This window comes from Novilysobacter longmucuonensis, from assembly GCF_046600735.1.
Lineage (GTDB): Bacteria > Pseudomonadota > Gammaproteobacteria > Xanthomonadales > Xanthomonadaceae > Novilysobacter_A > Novilysobacter_A longmucuonensis.
Genome location: NZ_JBJMAW010000005.1, coordinates 35167 through 50815 on the forward strand (window position 1 = coordinate 35167; position 15649 = coordinate 50815).

12 protein-coding genes are annotated in these 15649 nt (G+C 68.3%); 3 read left to right on the plus strand and 9 right to left on the minus strand.

Annotation, left to right across the window (positions count from 1 at the left end; translation table 11 throughout):
• Positions 1 to 10: 10 nt before the first annotated feature.
• The 7 genes from ACJQWM_RS06975 to ACJQWM_RS07005 form a co-directional block, all read right to left on the minus strand.
• Positions 11 to 1990, minus strand: a complete 1980-nt coding sequence (locus ACJQWM_RS06975; RefSeq protein ID WP_332705666.1) for a heme lyase CcmF/NrfE family subunit — start codon at positions 1988 to 1990, stop codon at positions 11 to 13.
• A 198-nt stretch (positions 1991 to 2188) separates the two neighbouring features.
• Positions 2189 to 2677: a cytochrome c maturation protein CcmE gene (gene ccmE / locus ACJQWM_RS06980; protein ID WP_332705669.1), complete on the minus strand. Its 489-nt coding sequence runs from the start codon at positions 2675 to 2677 to the stop codon at positions 2189 to 2191.
• A gap of 54 nt (positions 2678 to 2731) precedes the next feature.
• Positions 2732 to 2920, minus strand: a complete 189-nt coding sequence (ccmD, locus tag ACJQWM_RS06985; protein WP_332705672.1) for a heme exporter protein CcmD — start codon at positions 2918 to 2920, stop codon at positions 2732 to 2734.
• Positions 2917 to 3678, minus strand: a complete 762-nt coding sequence (gene ccmC, locus ACJQWM_RS06990) for a heme ABC transporter permease CcmC (RefSeq protein ID WP_332705675.1) — start codon at positions 3676 to 3678, stop codon at positions 2917 to 2919. The genes ccmD and ccmC overlap by 4 nt, the downstream gene beginning before the upstream one ends.
• Before the next feature lie 166 nt (positions 3679 to 3844).
• Positions 3845 to 4537, minus strand: a complete 693-nt coding sequence (ccmB, locus tag ACJQWM_RS06995; RefSeq protein WP_411306739.1) for a heme exporter protein CcmB — start codon at positions 4535 to 4537, stop codon at positions 3845 to 3847.
• 79 nt (positions 4538 to 4616) lie between these two features.
• Positions 4617 to 5261 carry a heme ABC exporter ATP-binding protein CcmA gene (gene ccmA / locus ACJQWM_RS07000; RefSeq protein ID WP_332703281.1) on the minus strand — a complete coding sequence of 215 codons (645 nt, stop codon included), beginning with the start codon at positions 5259 to 5261 and terminating at the stop codon, positions 4617 to 4619.
• A gap of 84 nt (positions 5262 to 5345) precedes the next feature.
• On the minus strand, positions 5346 to 5837 hold the full coding sequence (locus ACJQWM_RS07005) for a DUF3293 domain-containing protein (protein ID WP_332703279.1): 492 nt from the start codon (positions 5835 to 5837) through the stop codon (positions 5346 to 5348).
• Between the two features lie 113 nt (positions 5838 to 5950).
• Between ACJQWM_RS07005 and ACJQWM_RS07010 the strand changes: the two genes are divergently transcribed.
• Both ACJQWM_RS07010 and ACJQWM_RS07015 read left to right on the plus strand, forming a co-directional pair.
• Positions 5951 to 7141 carry a pyridoxal phosphate-dependent aminotransferase gene (locus ACJQWM_RS07010; protein WP_332703277.1) on the plus strand — a complete coding sequence of 397 codons (1191 nt, stop codon included), beginning with the start codon at positions 5951 to 5953 and terminating at the stop codon, positions 7139 to 7141.
• A gap of 173 nt (positions 7142 to 7314) precedes the next feature.
• On the plus strand, positions 7315 to 8112 hold the full coding sequence (locus ACJQWM_RS07015) for an amidohydrolase (protein ID WP_332703293.1): 798 nt from the start codon (positions 7315 to 7317) through the stop codon (positions 8110 to 8112).
• A 112-nt stretch (positions 8113 to 8224) separates the two neighbouring features.
• Here the strand turns inward: ACJQWM_RS07015 and ACJQWM_RS07020 are convergent, their stop codons facing one another.
• A complete protein-coding gene (locus ACJQWM_RS07020; protein WP_411306740.1) occupies positions 8225 to 11371 on the minus strand; it encodes a diguanylate cyclase in 3147 nt (1048 codons plus the stop codon).
• Between the two features lie 80 nt (positions 11372 to 11451).
• The gene (locus ACJQWM_RS07025) at positions 11452 to 12855 is read right to left on the minus strand and encodes a GntP family permease (RefSeq protein ID WP_332703273.1); all 1404 of its coding nucleotides are present in this window, start codon (positions 12853 to 12855) and stop codon (positions 11452 to 11454) included.
• A 451-nt stretch (positions 12856 to 13306) separates the two neighbouring features.
• Between ACJQWM_RS07025 and ACJQWM_RS07030 the strand changes: the two genes are divergently transcribed.
• The gene (locus ACJQWM_RS07030; protein WP_332703271.1) at positions 13307 to 15556 is read left to right on the plus strand and encodes a TonB-dependent receptor; all 2250 of its coding nucleotides are present in this window, start codon (positions 13307 to 13309) and stop codon (positions 15554 to 15556) included.
• The last annotated feature ends 93 nt before the right edge of the window (positions 15557 to 15649 follow it).

Genomic DNA, 15649 nt, shown 5'->3' on the forward strand with positions numbered 1-15649 from the left:
GGCGCGTCGGTCACGGTGCGGTCTCCAGGGGATGATCGGGCGGGGGCAGGCGGAAGCGACGGTCGGCTGCAGTGACAAAACCGCCGAGCATCATCAGCAGCGCGCCGGCCCAGATCCATCGCACAAAGGGTTTGATGTGCACGCGCAGCGCCCACGCGCCGCCGCCGAGCGGCTCGCCCAGGGCGACGTACAGGTCGCGGGTGATGCCGCGCGAGATCGCGGCCTCGGTCATGACCTGGCCACCGCCGGCGTACAGGCGTTTCTCCGGGTGCATCACGGTCAATGGCCGGTCGTCCTCGAACACGCTCACGGTGCCGCGGTCGGCCTCGTAGTTCGGGCCCTGGCTGTGCGCCACATCGTCGAAACGGAACCGGTAGCCGCCCAGTTCGACCGAATCGCCCGGCGCCACCGCGACCTCGCGCTGCTGGTTCAGGCCCTCGGTCAGGAGGGCGCCGACCAGGAATACCGCGACTCCCAGGTGCGCAAGCGTCATGCCGAGCATCTCCGGGGTGAATCGGCGCATGCCCTGCACGCGGCGGCCCTGGATGCGCGTCCATACGAAGCGCAGGGTGCCGGCCGCCACCCAGACCGCACCGAACACACCGGCCGCCACTTTCCATTGGCCCTGCGGCGCGAGGAAAAATGCCGCGACACCCGCCGCTAAGGCGAGCCCCACCCACGGCAGCAACATCGCCAGCGGCTTGGAAACCTGCTCGCGCTGCCAGCGCGTCAGTGGCCCGAACGGCAGCAGCAATACCAGCGGCGCCATCAGCAACACGAACATCAGCGCGAAGTAGGGCGGGCCGACGGAGATCTTCCCCAGGTCGAGCGCGTCGGCCAGCAACGGGTACAGCGTGCCCAGCAGCACCATTGCGCAGGCGGTGGTCAGCAGCAGATTGTTGGCCAGCAGCAGCGTTTCGCGCGACATCGCGGCGAACGGTTTGCCGTCGGGCTGGTCCCCGCGCTCCGACCTCTCCAGGTCAGCTCCTGGGGCACGCAGCGCATACAGCAGCAGCGAGCCGCCGATCACCAGTGCCAGGAAAAACAGGATGAACAACCCGCGCGATGGGTCGGCCGCGAACGAATGCACGCTGGTCAGCACGCCCGAGCGCACCAGGAACGCGCCGAGCAGCGACAGCGAGAACGTCGCAATCGCCAGCAGCAAGGTCCAGCTGCGGAAACTGCCGCGCTTTTCGGTGACCGCCTGCGAGTGGATCAGCGCCGCGCCCGCGAGCCACGGCATGAAACTGGCGTTCTCCACCGGATCCCAGAACCACCAGCCGCCCCAGCCGAGTTCGTAGTACGCCCACCAACTGCCCAGCGCAATGCCGAGCGTCAAAAAACCCCACGCCACATTGGTCCACGGCCGGGTCCAGCGCAGCCAGCGTGCATCGACCTTGCCATCGAGCAAGGCCGCGATCGCGAAGGCGAACGACACCGAGAACCCCACGTAGCCGAAGTACAGCATCGGCGGGTGGATGATCATGCCCGGGTCCTGCAGCAGCGGGTTGAGATCGCGGCCCTCGAGCGCGGCCGGCAGCAGGCGGGTAAAGGGATTGCTGGTGAAGATCAGGAACGCGAGGAAGCCGGCGCTGACCACCCCCATGACGCCCAGCACGCGTGCGATCACGCTCGCCGGCAGGCGCTGGGAGAAGCGCGCCACCGCCGCAGTCCACAGCGCGATCACCAGTACCCACAGCAGCAGCGAACCCTCGTGCGAGCCCCACACCGCGGTGTATCGATAGAGCATCGGCAGCAGCGAGTTGCTGTGCTGCGCGACGTACTGCACCGAGAAATCCTGGGTGACGAAGGCATGGGTCAGGATGGCGTAGGCGATGCCGACCAGTGCCAGCTGCGCGTAGGCCGAGGGGCGCGCCAGCGCCATCCACGGCGCGATGCCGCGGTGCGCGCCGACCAGCGGCAGCACCGACTGCACGATCGCGACCAGCAGGGCGACGATTAGGGCGATCTGGCCGAGTTCAGGCAGCATCGGTCGGTGCTCGGTGGCAAATCAAAGCAGCAGCAAATCCCCCCTGCCCCCCTTTCCCAAAGGGGGGAACAGCCGGCTTTGACCGGATTGATTGCAACGTTGGACCTCCCCCTTTGAAAAAGGGGAATTGAGGGGGATTTGCTCTTGCCTCTGAGGCCCAAAGCGAACGAGCAAGCCACGCCATCGACGCAAACAGACTCAATTCCCGGCCCCGAGTGCAGCGTCGGCCGGCGCGCCGACCTCATGCTTCTGGTGCGCCGCGCCCATCTTGTCCGCGACTTCCTTTGGCATGTAGGTCTCGTCGTGCTTGGCCAGGATCTGCTCGGCGACGAAGACATCGCCGTCCATGCGCCCGGTCGCAACTACCGCCTGGTTTTCGCGGAACAGGTCGGGGAGGATGCCGCGGTACACCACCGCCAGTTCGGCATCGCCGTCGGTCACCCGGAACTGCGATTCCAGCGACCCCGATGCACGCTGGAACGAGCCTTTCGCGACCATCCCGCCGAGGCGGAACCGCGCCCGGCCGCCATTCGCATCGGCACCAGCCTCACCGCGCAGCACTTCGACCGGCGTATAGAGATAGGCGATATTGCGCTGCAGCGCCATCGCCACAAGTGTCGTGGCGAGGCCGGCGGCGGCCACCAGGGCGAGCACCCACAGCAGGCGGCGGCGTCGGATCTGGTTCAATTGGACATGCTCATGTGGGGCAGGCTCATGTGGACAGAATTCATGTAGACAGCCTCATCGGCTCAACTCGCTGGAAATCGCGTCGGGCATATCGGTGGGGCTCGGACGCGCGGCCTGGCGCGCGGCGCGGCGGCGCGCGTGGCGCAGTTCGCGGCGGATCTGCAGGCGCGGGACGATGAACTCCCAGGCCAGCACCAGCGCGAACACCACGTAGGCGGCGATCACGTAGTTCTGGTAGCTCATGGCTGCGCTCCTGCCGGCGCGCCGGCCAGCTGCGCCACCCACGCCTTGCCGTTCTCGCGGCGCAGGTTGTCGGCGCGCGCGCGCGACAGCAGCGCACCGATGAACCACAACTTGGTGCCGACCAGCATCCAGACCAGCGGCTGGACCATGCTCGGGTCCATGGTCGATTCGCCGAACAGGCGGATCGTCTGACCCTGGTGCAGCGAGTTCCACCACACCACCGAATAGCGGATCACCGGCAGCAGCGCGACCCCGACGATGGCCAGCAGGCCAGCGGCGCGCGCGGCCGCGCGGCGGTCGTCGATCGCGTTGTACAGGCCGATGATGCCCAGGTACAAAAACAGCAGGATCAGCTCGGTGGTCAGGCGCGGGTCCCAGTCCCACCAGGTGCCCCACATCGGCTTGCCCCAGATCGAGCCGGTCGCCAGCGTGATCAGGGTGAAGCCGGCCCCGATCGGCGCGCAGGCCATCGCCAGCACCTCGCACAGCTTGATCCGCCAGACCAGCGCGAGCGCCGCGTAGAACGCCATCAGCCCGAACACGAACAGGCTCATCCACGCGCTCGGCACGTGGATATAGAGGATGCGGAAGCTGTCGCCCTGCTGGTAGTCGGCCGGCACCACGAACAACGCCCCATACAGCCCCCATGCCATGACCAGCAGCCCAAGGCCATAGCCCCACGGCGCCCAGCGCGCGGCGAAGCGGTCGAAGTAGGGCGGGGAACCGAGCTTGTGGAACCAGCGGATGATCGGATTCATACGTCTACCCCTCTCCCACTTGCGGGGCTGCGTGATTCGTTTGCGAACCGAAGGTCCGCGATTTACGCAGCGCCCGAACGATCTGAGGGCCGGGGCTGCTTGGTAAGGCGAAGCCGCACCTAGCAGCGGCAGGGTGCGGGCACGCGAGGCTTGGGTGGGGGCGGCTTCAACTCAGCGCAATCCGGATCGCCGCCGCCGCCACCAGCGGCGCCAGCACGAGTGCCACGACCAGCCCGGCGCCCAGCAGCAGCAATGCGCCGACCGGATCCAGTCCCTGGGCCGAGGCGGCCACGCTGCCTGCGCCGAACACCAGCACGGGCACGTACAAGGGCAGCGCGAGCAAGGCCACCAGTATACCGGAGCGCCTCATCCCGACCGTCAGCGCCGCGACCACCGCACCGAGCAGGCTCAGCAGCGGCGTGCCCAACGCCAGCGACGCCATCAGCACCGGCAACTGGCCGCGCGGCAGGTGCAGGAGTTCGCCCAAAAAGGGCGTGGCGACCAGCAGCGGCAGGGCCGTGGTGGCCCAGTGCATGAACGTGCGCACACCGACCAGCCACGCCAGCGGCACCGGCGCCAGCATCCATTGCTCCAACGAGCCGTCCTCGGCATCGCCGCGGAACAGGGTATCCAGCGCCAGCAGGCCCGACAGCAGCACCGCCAGCCACAGCACCGCGGCCGCGACCGGCGCCAGCGCCTCGCGCTCGCCGCCCAGGGCCAGCGCGAACAGCGCCACCACCAGCAGCGCCAGCAGCGCCGGCTGCAGCGCGTCGCCGCGGCGCCGCCACAGCAGGCGCAGGTCGCGGGCCATCAGGGCCTTGGCGGCACCGAGCAGACCGGGCAGGGCGTGGCGCTTCATGTGGCCCCCACCTGTTTCCCCGCCTTCGCGGGGATGACGGCATGAGGCGCGGGTCCGAAAGGTCGCGGATTTCCGCTGTTCACGACATCCGCTCCAGCACCAGCATCCGTGTCCGCACCGGCGGGGCCGCGTAGGCGCCGTGGGTGGTCACCAGCGCCGCGCCGCCGTCGCGCAGGTGGGCCTGGACCATGCGGTTGACCAGTTCGATCCCTTCCAGGTCGAGGTTGGCGTAGGGCTCGTCGAGCAGCCACAGCGGCGCCGGCGACAGCCACAGGCGCGCCAGCGACAGGCGCTTCTTCTGGCCGGCCGAGAGCTGCCGCGCCAGCGCATCCTCATAGCCGGCCAGGCCGACCATGGCCAATGCGTTGCCCGGCAACTGCGCGCGGCGGCGGCCCTGCAGACCGCACAGGAAGTGCAGGTTCTCCAGCGCGCTGAGGTCGGCCTTGAGCCCCGGCAGATGCCCGAGGTAGGCGATCGCGCGTGACCGCCACGAGGCCTTGGCCGGGCGGCCGTCGATATCGATCTCACCCTCGTCGGCGCGCAACAGCCCGGCCATCACCCGCAGCAGCGTGGTCTTGCCGGCGCCGTTGTCGCCCTGTACCAGCAGCGCCTCGCCGGCATCGACGGTGAAGTCGAGCGGGCCGAATACGGCTTCCTCGTTGCGCGCGAAGCGCAGGCCGCGGGCTTCCAGCAGCGGCGGGGCAGGTCGGTCCAGTGGGCTCATCGGGTCGGTGCGCGCGGGCCATGCGGCCGCAGGGCCGCTATTTTATCCGACTCGGCCGGCGAACCCGACCGCTGCGCGAACGGGTCAGCCATCAACCCAGTCGATGAACTCCCCCATCCCGATGCCGGCCAGGGCGCCGACGATGTCGGGCCGGTGTAGCAGCATCCGCAGCCGCACCGGCTGGCCGCGGGTCCAGGCCAGCACGCCGGCCTGGCCGTACGCCTGCGCCAGCGTGGCCGAACGCGAGTCGTCCACGTCGGCCAGCAGCCAGCCCGGCTCGCGCCAGCGGCCATCGGCGTCCTCGCCCCAGGCCGACTGCCGGCGGATTCCGGCCGCGTCGAGCTCGGCCACCAGCAGCGCATCGGCGCTCTTGTTGGCGGTGTCCGAATGCGGCTCGGACGCCGGATTCCACGCGGTGATGAATACATAGCGCCCGGCCGGCCAGTAGGCTTCCAGGTCCGTGGCCGGCTCGCCGACGCGCAGACGCAATGCGTCGCCATCGAGCATCACCACATAGTGCGCAGCGGCATAGGCGGCGGCCAGTTCGGCGGCATCGACAATCTGTAGTTCGCGCATGTGCGGAGTGTCGCGGCGTTGCCCGGTGAGTGCAAACCGCGCCTGCGCCGGCATTCGCGCGGCCGTGAAAGGCAGCACGTAGACTGGGCATTCCCACGCATCCAACTACGCCGATGTCGCTCCCGCCCCAGCCCACCACGTTCCAGCCGACCACCAAGTTGCCCAGGGTCGGCACCACCATCTTCGCGGTGATGTCGCAGCTGGCCGCCGAACACGACGCGGTCAACCTCGGCCAGGGGTTTCCGGATTTCGACGTGCCGGCGCGCCTGATCGACGCATTGCACCGCACGATGCGCGATGGCAGCAACCAGTACGCGCCGATGACCGGCATCCCGGCACTGCGCGAGGCGATCGCGGCCAAGACCGAGCGCTGCTACGGCCACCGGCCCGACGCCGATGCCGAGATCACGGTGACCTCCGGCGCCAGCGAGGCGATCTTCGACGCGGTGCACGCGGTGGTGCATGCGGGCGACGAGGTGATCGTGCTCGATCCCTGCTACGACTGCTACGTGCCGGCGATCGAGCTGGCCGGCGGCCGCGCGGTGCACGTGCCGCTGGGGTTGGCGGGAGACGATTCGCAGAGTTTCGCGCCGGACTGGGCGCTGGTCCGTGCCGCGATCACGCCGCGGACGCGGATGTTGATGGTCAACACCCCGCACAACCCGTCCGGCGCGATGTTCACGGCGGACGACATCGCCGAGCTGACCGCTCTGTTGCGCGGCACCGACATCGTGCTGCTGTCGGACGAGGTCTACGAACACATCGTGTTCGACGGCGCACGGCATGAATCGGTGCTGCGCCATCCCGAGCTGCGCGAGCGCGCGTTCGTGATTTCCAGCTTCGGCAAGACCTACCACTGCACCGGTTGGAAAGTCGGCTACTGCGTGGCGCCGCCGGCGCTTTCGGCCGAGTTCCGCAAGGTCCACCAGTACAACACCTTCTGCACCTTCACCCCGGCGCAGTCCGCATTTGCCGAGATGATCCAGGCCGAGCCGGAGCATTACGAGCAGCTCGGGGCGTTCTACCAGCCCCGGCGCGACCGCTTCCGCGAACAGTTGCTCGGCACCCGGCTGCAGCCGCTGCCGGTGCCGGGCGGTTACTTCCAACTGGTCGATTACTCGGCGGTCAGCGATCTCGACGATGCCGCGTTCTGCCGCTGGCTGACAGTGGAGCACGGAGTGGTCGCGATCCCGCTGTCGCCGTTCTATGGCGCGCCGCCGCCGGGCCAGCGCCTGGCGCGGCTGTGTTTCGCCAAGAACGAGGCGACGCTGGACGCCGCGATCGAGCGGCTGGAAAAGCTCTAGCGATTGCCGTAGGAGCGGCTTCAGCCGCGAACCAGAATCGTGGACCCGGGCAGGTCCCGATCGCGGCTGAAGCCGCCCCTACGGGGGGAAGCCGGATCAGTACCGATTGTCCGAAAAAAGCTCGCGGCTAAAGCCGCTCCTACAAATTCAGGAAGTCGCTAATGGACGCCGTCATGACCAACCTGCGCATCTCCCTCATCCAGGGCGCCACTATCTGGCACGATCCGGCCGGCAACCGCGAGTACTACGGCGACCTGATCGCACCGCTGCACGACACCACCGATCTGGTGATCCTGCCGGAGACCTTCACCAGCGGTTTTTCCAACGACGCGATCGGGAACGCCGAGACCGTCGACGGCCCGAGCGTCGCCTGGATGCGCGAGCAGGCCGCGAAGATCGGCGCCGCGGTGACCGGCAGCGTGCAGATCCGCGAGGGCGAGGGCGTCTACAACCGACTGATCTTCGCCACGCCCGACGGCGGCCTGCAGATGTACGACAAGCGTCACCTGTTCCGTTATGCCCGCGAGCACGAGCGCTACGCCGCCGGTCGCGAGCGCCTCACCGTGGAGTGGAAGGGCTGGCGCATCTGTCCGCTGGTCTGCTACGACCTGCGCTTCCCGGTGTACTCACGCAACCGCTTCGATGTGGAGCGCGAGGGCGGGCTCGACTATGACCTGTTGATCTACATCGCCAACTGGCCATCCGCCCGTGACCATGCCTGGAAAACGCTGCTGCGCGCGCGGGCCATGGAGAACCTGTGCTTTGTGGCCGGTCTCAACCGCGTCGGCGAGGACGGCAACGGCATCCATTATTCCGGCGACAGCGCGGTGATCGATTATCTCGGCCACCCGATCAGCGAGTGCCAGGACATGGAGGTGGTCAGCACCACGACATTGCTGGGTGCCGAGCTCGCCGCGTATCGCGAGCGCTTCCCGGCGATGCTCGATGGCGACAGGTTCACGATTGCCTGAGCCGTCCCGCGTCCGCGGCCTTTGTTTGTTGTAGGAGCGGCTTCAGCCGCGATCGGTCCCTGCATGCGCATACGATTGTTGTTCGCGGCTGAAGCCGCTCCTACAGATATGGTCACCCGCGTCTGAACGGTGGGCGCACGGGCGTGGAGTGCAGCACCGTGATGGATCCCGGAGGCAGCGAATCCGGTTCGGCGCCAGCCAGTAGTGTCTGCACGCAGGCGCGGTCGAGTTCGGGGCCGGGCACCACGCCGACCCAGGCGTTCTTGCCGGCTGACTTGGCGGCGTAGAGCGCGCGGTCGGCCAGGCTCACGCTCTGCTGCCAGTCGCCCAGCAACGGCCATTGCGGCGCCAGTGGCCACGGCGCGAGCCCGACCGAGCCGGTGACCGCCAGCGCCTGGCCGTTGGCCAGCGTCACCGGTACCTCGGCGATCGCGCGACGGACCCGTTCGGCCAGCCCAGCGGCATCCTCCAGGTGGGCATCGCGGACCAGCAGCAGGAACTCCTCGCCGCCCCAGCGCACCAGGATGTCGCGCTCGCGGCAGACTTGGCGCAGCCGGCGTGCGACTTCCACCAGCACCTGGTCGCCGACCTGGTGGCCGTGGTTGTCGTTGATCCGCTTGAAGTCGTCCAGGTCGATGACGCAGAACAACATGCAGCGCAGCGCGGTACCGGGAGCGGCAAGTTCGCCGATGAGTTGCGGGCACTCGCGCTCGAGCCACTCGTGCAGGTCGCGGCGGTTGGAGACCCGGGTCAGCGGGTCGATGCGCGTGGCGCTCTCCAGTTGCGCATTGGTGCGCGACAGCAGGTGATTGGCCTGCTTCAGTGCGGCGGTACGCTCCGCGACGGTCCGGTTGAGCCGCTCGATCTGCAGGTGTTTCTCGCGCGCCTTGGCGCGCATGCGCCGGACCAACCACGCGAGCAGGGCGAGCAGCAGCAGCGCGTAACCGGCATACGCCAGCGGGTGGCGCCACGGCGGTGGCTGCATCACCAGCAGCAACCGGCGGCTCGGCCCGAAACGGCCATCGCGCCCGGCCGCCTGCACCTCGAGCGGGTAGTCGCCCGGCGGCAGGTAGCTCAGCACCACCGTAGTCTCGGCATCGCGCGGGTGCACCCAGTCGTCGTAGATGCCTGCGACGCGGTAGCGCAGGCGCGCGGCATCGGGCGCGGTGAAGTCCACCGCCACCATGTCGAGCTGGAACACGCGGTCGCGATGGCCCAATTCGAGGCGATCGGCGTAAAGCACCCCGGGGGTGGGCGCAGGCCCGGCGTCGGCGACCGGCCCCTGCCGGCCGAGCACGCGCAGTCCGGTGACCATCGGCGTCGCCGGCGGGCTGGTCGGCGAGAGCTGCGCGGGGTCGAGGATGTCCAGCCCGTCGGTGCCGCCCAGGTACAGCAGGCCGTCGCGGCCGATGAAGCTGGCGCCGCTGTTGTATTCCAGATTGAACAGCCCGTCGCCGCGGCCCAGGGTCTGGATGATGCCGCTGCCCGGATCGAGCACGCTGATGCCGTGGTTGGTGCTCAGCCACAAGCGGCCCAGCGCGTCCGGCTCGATCCGGTAGATCACGTTGTTGGACAGCCCGTCGCGCTCGGTGATCGCCTCGACGGTGTCGGTGGCCGGGTCCAGCCGCAGCAGACCGCCGAACGTGCCCAGCCACACTGCCTTGGCGTCGGCATGCAGCGACCAGACCGAGTCGTGCGGCAGGCGCCCGTCGTGGGTGCCCAGGTGCTGCACGCCGCCATCGGGTTCGATCCGGTAGACGCCGCGCTCGTTGCTGCCGATCCACAGACGCCCGTCCCGGTCGCGCATCAGGCTGGTGAGGAACTGGTCCTGTAGCACCGATGGCACCGCGTCGCTGTCGAGCATGCCGGTGTCGATTACCCCATCGCGCAGCCGCGCGAGGCCGCCGCGGGTGGCGATCCAGACCTGCTCGCCTCCGGCGTCGGCTTCGACCAGCAGGGCGGTGACGTGCGGATGGGGAAGGCCGGGGATCGCGCGGGCCCGGCCGTCCGCGCCGAGGTGCCACACACCGCGATGGGTGCCAACCCACCAGCCGCCGCGCCGGGCCGGTGCGATCGCGCGGACCGAGGTCGCGCCGATCGCCTCGACCGCGTGCCAGTCCGCGTCGGTGCCGTCGCGGATGACCAGGCCAGCGTCGGTGCCGACCAGCAGCCGGGTCCCGTCGCGACGGATGCTGCGCACGCTGTCGCTGGGCCAGGCGGCGATTGCCGCCTCATCGACCAGGTCGCGGCGGATCGTCGAGGACAAGGCACGCACACGGAACAGGCCACTGGTGCTGCTGCCGATCCACAGCACGCCGGAGCGGTGCTGGTGGAACCGGGTGATCGCGCTGTCGATCGGCTGGTCGAAAGCGATGCGCGTGGGCGCGGCGCTCCAGTCCGCGGGTGCCTGCAATACCGCACCGTCGGCGTAGCCCAGCAGCCAGCGGCCGTCGGGGCGCTGCATCAGCGCCGACAGTTCCGCGCTTGATTGGCGCAGCCACCCGGCCGGCCGGTGGGCGACGCGCTGGCCATCGCCGTCGACCCGGTACAGCCCGTGCGTTGCGGTGGCGAGCCAGAAGCCGTCGCCGGCCGGCTGCATGGCCACGCACGAGGCACCATCGGGCACCGCGGCTGGTTGCGCATGCATGCGTGTTGGCGACAGCCGCCACAGCCGGCAGTCCTGACCCAGCGCGTGGGCGACGTTGCCTGCCGAGAACGCCATCGCCACCACCGGCGCGCTGGCGCCCAGCGGCTGTACGGCGGCGAGCTCCGCATCGATGCGCCCGATCCCGCTGGCGGTCCCCAGCCACGCGCCACCGGCCGGATCGATCAGGATCGAGCGGACCGTCGGATGGCCCAGGCCATCGGCCATGCCCAACCGAACCGATGCCCGGGTGCGCAGGTCGATGATCTGCAGCCCGGCATCATTGGTGCCCACCCACAGCCGCGAACGGCCGTCGACCGCGAGTGCATCGATGCTGCTGCTGGCCAGTTCCGGCGTCTCTTCCGCAGGGGTGTGGCGCAACACCACGAAACGGTGGCCGTCGTAACGGTTCAGGCCTTCCTGGGTGCCGATCCACAACAGCCCGTGTTCGTCCTCGGCCAGCGCGGTGATCGCGTACTGGGACAGCCCCTCCTCGGGGGTGTAGCGCTCCAGGCTCAGGAAGGGTTGGCCGGGCGACGACTGCGCCACGGCCCCCACGGGAGTCCAGTACAACAGGCACACAGCCAGGATCGCGACCACCCGATGTTGCAACACCCGCTATCCCCGCCGACGCCCCTTCGCTGCGGCGAGTGTGTACCGATCAGGCGCGGCTTGCCAAGCGATGCGTGCGACGGTCACACAACGCCGGTCGCGTAGAACACCCCGATGATCACGAACACCGCCAGGGTCTTGATGATCGTGATCGCGAAAATGTCCTTGTAGGCCTGGCGGTGGGTCAGGCCGGTCACCGCGAGCAGGGTGATCACCGCGCCGTTGTGGGGCAGGGTGTCCATGCCGCCAGAGGCCATCGAGGCGACCCGGTGCAGCACCTCCATCGGGATGCCGGCGGCGTTGGCGTTGATGATGAAGGTCTCGGCCATCGCGGCCAGGGCGATGCTCATGCCGCCCGATGCCGAGCCGGTGATGCCGGCCAGTGCGGTCACCGTGACCGCCTCGTTGATCAGCGGGTCCGGAATCGCGCCGAGCGCATTGGCGACGATCAGGAAGCCCGGCAGCGCCGCGATGACCGCGCCGAACCCGTACTCCGAAGCGGTGTTCATCGCCGCGAGTAGCGCACCGCCGATCGCGGTTTTGGTGCCTTCGGCGAACTGCGTCATCACCGGCTTCCACGCGAATGCCAGCACCGTGAGGATGCCGACCAGCAGCGCACCCTGCACGGCCCAGATCGCGGCGATGCGCGAGACCTCCTGCACGACCGGCGCGGCGTCGCCGATCACCGCGGGCTGGAACGAATGGGTGGCGCCGTACAGCTGCGGAATCCACTCGGTGAACAGTTTGTTGGACACGCCGACCAGCACCAGCGGCAGCACCGCGACCAGCGGATGCACCAGGCGTCCGCCGGTGAACGCGGCCGGTTCGTTGACCAGCAGGGCTGCGTCGCCGTAACCCTCGCCGGCGGCCGCGGCCTTGCGCCGGCGCCACTCCAGGTAGGTCATGCCGAGGATCAGGATGAACACGCCGCCGATCGTGCCCAGCACCGGCGCGGCCCACGAGTCGGTGCCGAAGAACGGCGCCGGGATGATGTTCTGGATCTGCGGTGTGCCCGGCAGAGCGTCCATGGTGAAGGTGAACGCGCCCAGCGCGATGGTGCCGGGGATCAGCCGTTTGGGAATATCACTTTGGCGGAATAGTTCGGCGGCAAACGGATACACCGCAAACACCACCACGAACAGCGACACACCGCCGTAGGTCAGCAGTGCGCATACCGCAACGATCGACAGCATCGCGCGCTGGGCGCCGAACAGCCTGATGGTGGCGGCGACGATGGACTTGGAGAAACCCGACAGCTCGATGAGCTTGCCGAAGATCGCGCCGAGCAGGAACACCGGGAAATACAGCTTGAGGAAACCGACCATCTTGTCCATGAACAGGCCGGTGAACATCGGCGCGACCAGCGACGGGTCGGTCAACAGCACCGCGCCCAATGCCGCGACTGGCGCGAACAGGATCACGCTGTAGCCGCGGTAGGCGACGAACATCAAAAAGGCCAGCGCGGCCAGCACGATCAGGAATGCCATCAAAGTCCTCGGGGGAGCAGCGTTTCGTAAGACCAGCGTTCGAAAACCAGTTCGTAGACCACTTCGTCGGAGCGGGCCTCTTCCGACCCGCGCGACCTTCAAATCGTCATTCCCGCGAACGCGGGAACCCAGCGACTTTGCTTTCGCCATGCGCGACCGACACAGCTGCAACATCAAAGCCACTGGGTTCCCGCTTGCGCGGGAATGACGAGCAAAGGCAACAAAAGCCGACGCATCGTCGAAGGACCGACGTCGATGGCATCTGCCGTCGATGCGGCGCAGTGTCGGCAACCCGGCGCGCCCGGGGCATTGTCCGAAGGTACATCTGCCCCTGGCCGGGGCGTGCTCCTAGTCTTGCCGGCATGGCGGGCGATCCACCCATGGGGATCCCACCGCATACCGTGCCTTCGATTTGAACGTGCCTTTATCAGTACCGGGGAGAGCAATCGTGATGGGTCGCATCGACAAGAACCGCAGCAGCAAGGGTCGCATCCGCAACAGCCGCAACTATCTGAGCCTCGCCATCGGCTGCGCGCTGCTGGCGCCGACCGCATGGGCGCAGGACACCGTCGCCACCGACGAGCCCGCCGCCGCGCCTCGCACCACGCTGGAGGCCGTCACCGTCACCGCCCGCAAGCGCGAGGAGACGCTGCAGGACGTGCCGGTCGCGGTGACCGCGTTCACCGCCGACGCGCTCGACCGCCTCGCGGTGGAAGACCTCAGCGATCTCGATGCGCACGTCCCCAATCTCACGATCTATGCCGCGCGCGGGTCCAGCAGCACCATCACCGCCTACATCCGCGGCGTCGGTCAGTCCGACCCGCTGTGGGGCGTGGACCCGGGCGTCGGCATTTACCTGGACGATGTCTACATCGCGCGGCCGCAGGGTGCGCTGCTGGACGTGTTCGACGTCGAGCGCGTGGAAGTGCTGCGCGGTCCACAAGGCACGCTGTACGGCAAGAACACCATCGGCGGTGCGATCAAGTACATCTCGCGCGGACTGCCGCGCGGTACCGACGGGTTCGCCTCGGTCACGGTCGGCAACTACGGCCAACTGGACGTCAAGGGCGCGCTCGGCGGCTCGCTCGGTGGCAGCGACGCCCTGCGCGCGCGGGTCGCGGTGGCCAGTCTCAACCGTGACGGCTTCGGCCAGAACGTGATCACCGGGCAGGAGGTCAGCGACAAGGAGATCCTTGCGCTGCGCGGCCAGCTCGGCGCCTATGTCAACGACGATCTCAACGTCCAGTTCGCGTTCGACTGGATGGACGACCAGTCCGGGGTGCGCGGCGCACAGATGCTGACGCCCAACCGCTTCACCCCGGCCTTCCCGCCGCTGGACAGCCGTTACGACGTGCGCAACGGCATGCTCAACATTAACGACACCTCGATCAAGGGCGCCTCGGCCGTGGTCAACTGGCGCGCCAACGACGACTGGGGCTTCAAGTACGTGCTGGCCAAGCGCGAGTCCGACACCGAGACCAACATCGACTTCGACACCACGCCGGTCGCCATCGCCGACGTCAAGGCGTTCTACCGCGACCAGCAGGTCAGCCACGAGCTGCAGGCCAACTTCGATGCCGGCGGCCGCTCCCGCGGCGTGATGGGCCTGTACGCCTTCGACGGCGAGGCCGGCGGCCGGGTGCTCAACAACTTCTTCAACTTCCTGTTCGGCGATACCCAGGGCACCGTGTACACCGAGAGCGTCGCGCTGTACGCCGACTGGACGTTCGAGCTCAACGACCGCCTGCAGCTGGGCCTGGGTGCGCGCTACACCGACGAGGACAAACGCGCCGACGTGCTCAACCGCGGCTACAGCGACATCACCTATACCGTGCCGACCAGGGTCGTTGCCGCCTTCGACAAGACCATCAACTTCAAGAACACCTCGCCGAAGGTCTCGCTGGACTACCAGGTCACCCCCGACATCATGGTCTACGGCACCGCCTCGCGCGGGTTCAAGTCGGGCGGCTACAACATCCGCGCGCAGGCGACCGCGGTGCCGCGTTCGGCCGAGCCGTTCGACGACGAGGTCGTCGACAGCTTTGAAGTCGGCACCAAGATGGGCTTCCTCGACCAGTCGATGTTTCTCAACCTGTCGGCGTTCCACAACAAGTACGAGGACATCCAGCTGTCGGTGTTCACATCCTTCGACAGCAACGGCGACGGCACCAACGACGCGTTCTTCGGCGACTTCACCAATGCCGGCTCTGGCACCGTCAACGGCCTGGAGGTCGAGTACCAGTGGCTACCGACGCAGCACTGGCTGATCTCGGGCAACCTGGCCTGGCTCGACGCCAAGTACGACGAGTTCCTCTTCGCCGGCGCCAACATCGCCGACGAGCAGGAGTTCACCAACGCGCCCGAGTTCTCCGGCGCGCTGAACCTGGAATACCGCACCGAGCTGGCCAACGCCGGCGACCTTTCGGCGCGGGTCGGTTACAGTTACCAGAGCGACGTGGTGGCAACCACCGAGATCCTGCGCACCGGCGCGCAGCCGATCACCCAGGACGGCTACGGGCTGCTCAACGCCGGCGTGACCTGGCGCAGCGGCGGCCCCTGGTCGGTGGCGTTGCAGGGCACCAACCTGACGGACAAGGAATACCGCACCACCGGCTACAACATCAACGCGGCCCTGGGCGTGCTGACCGGCTTCTACGGCCCGCCGCGTCAGTACAGCCTCTCGGTGCGCTACGAGTTCTGACCGACCCCGAAGCGGTCAGATCGCACGGCGGCGGGCTCCGGCCCGCCGCCGTTGCTTTTTTTGGGGCGCGCATGCGCAAATTTCGTAGGGTGG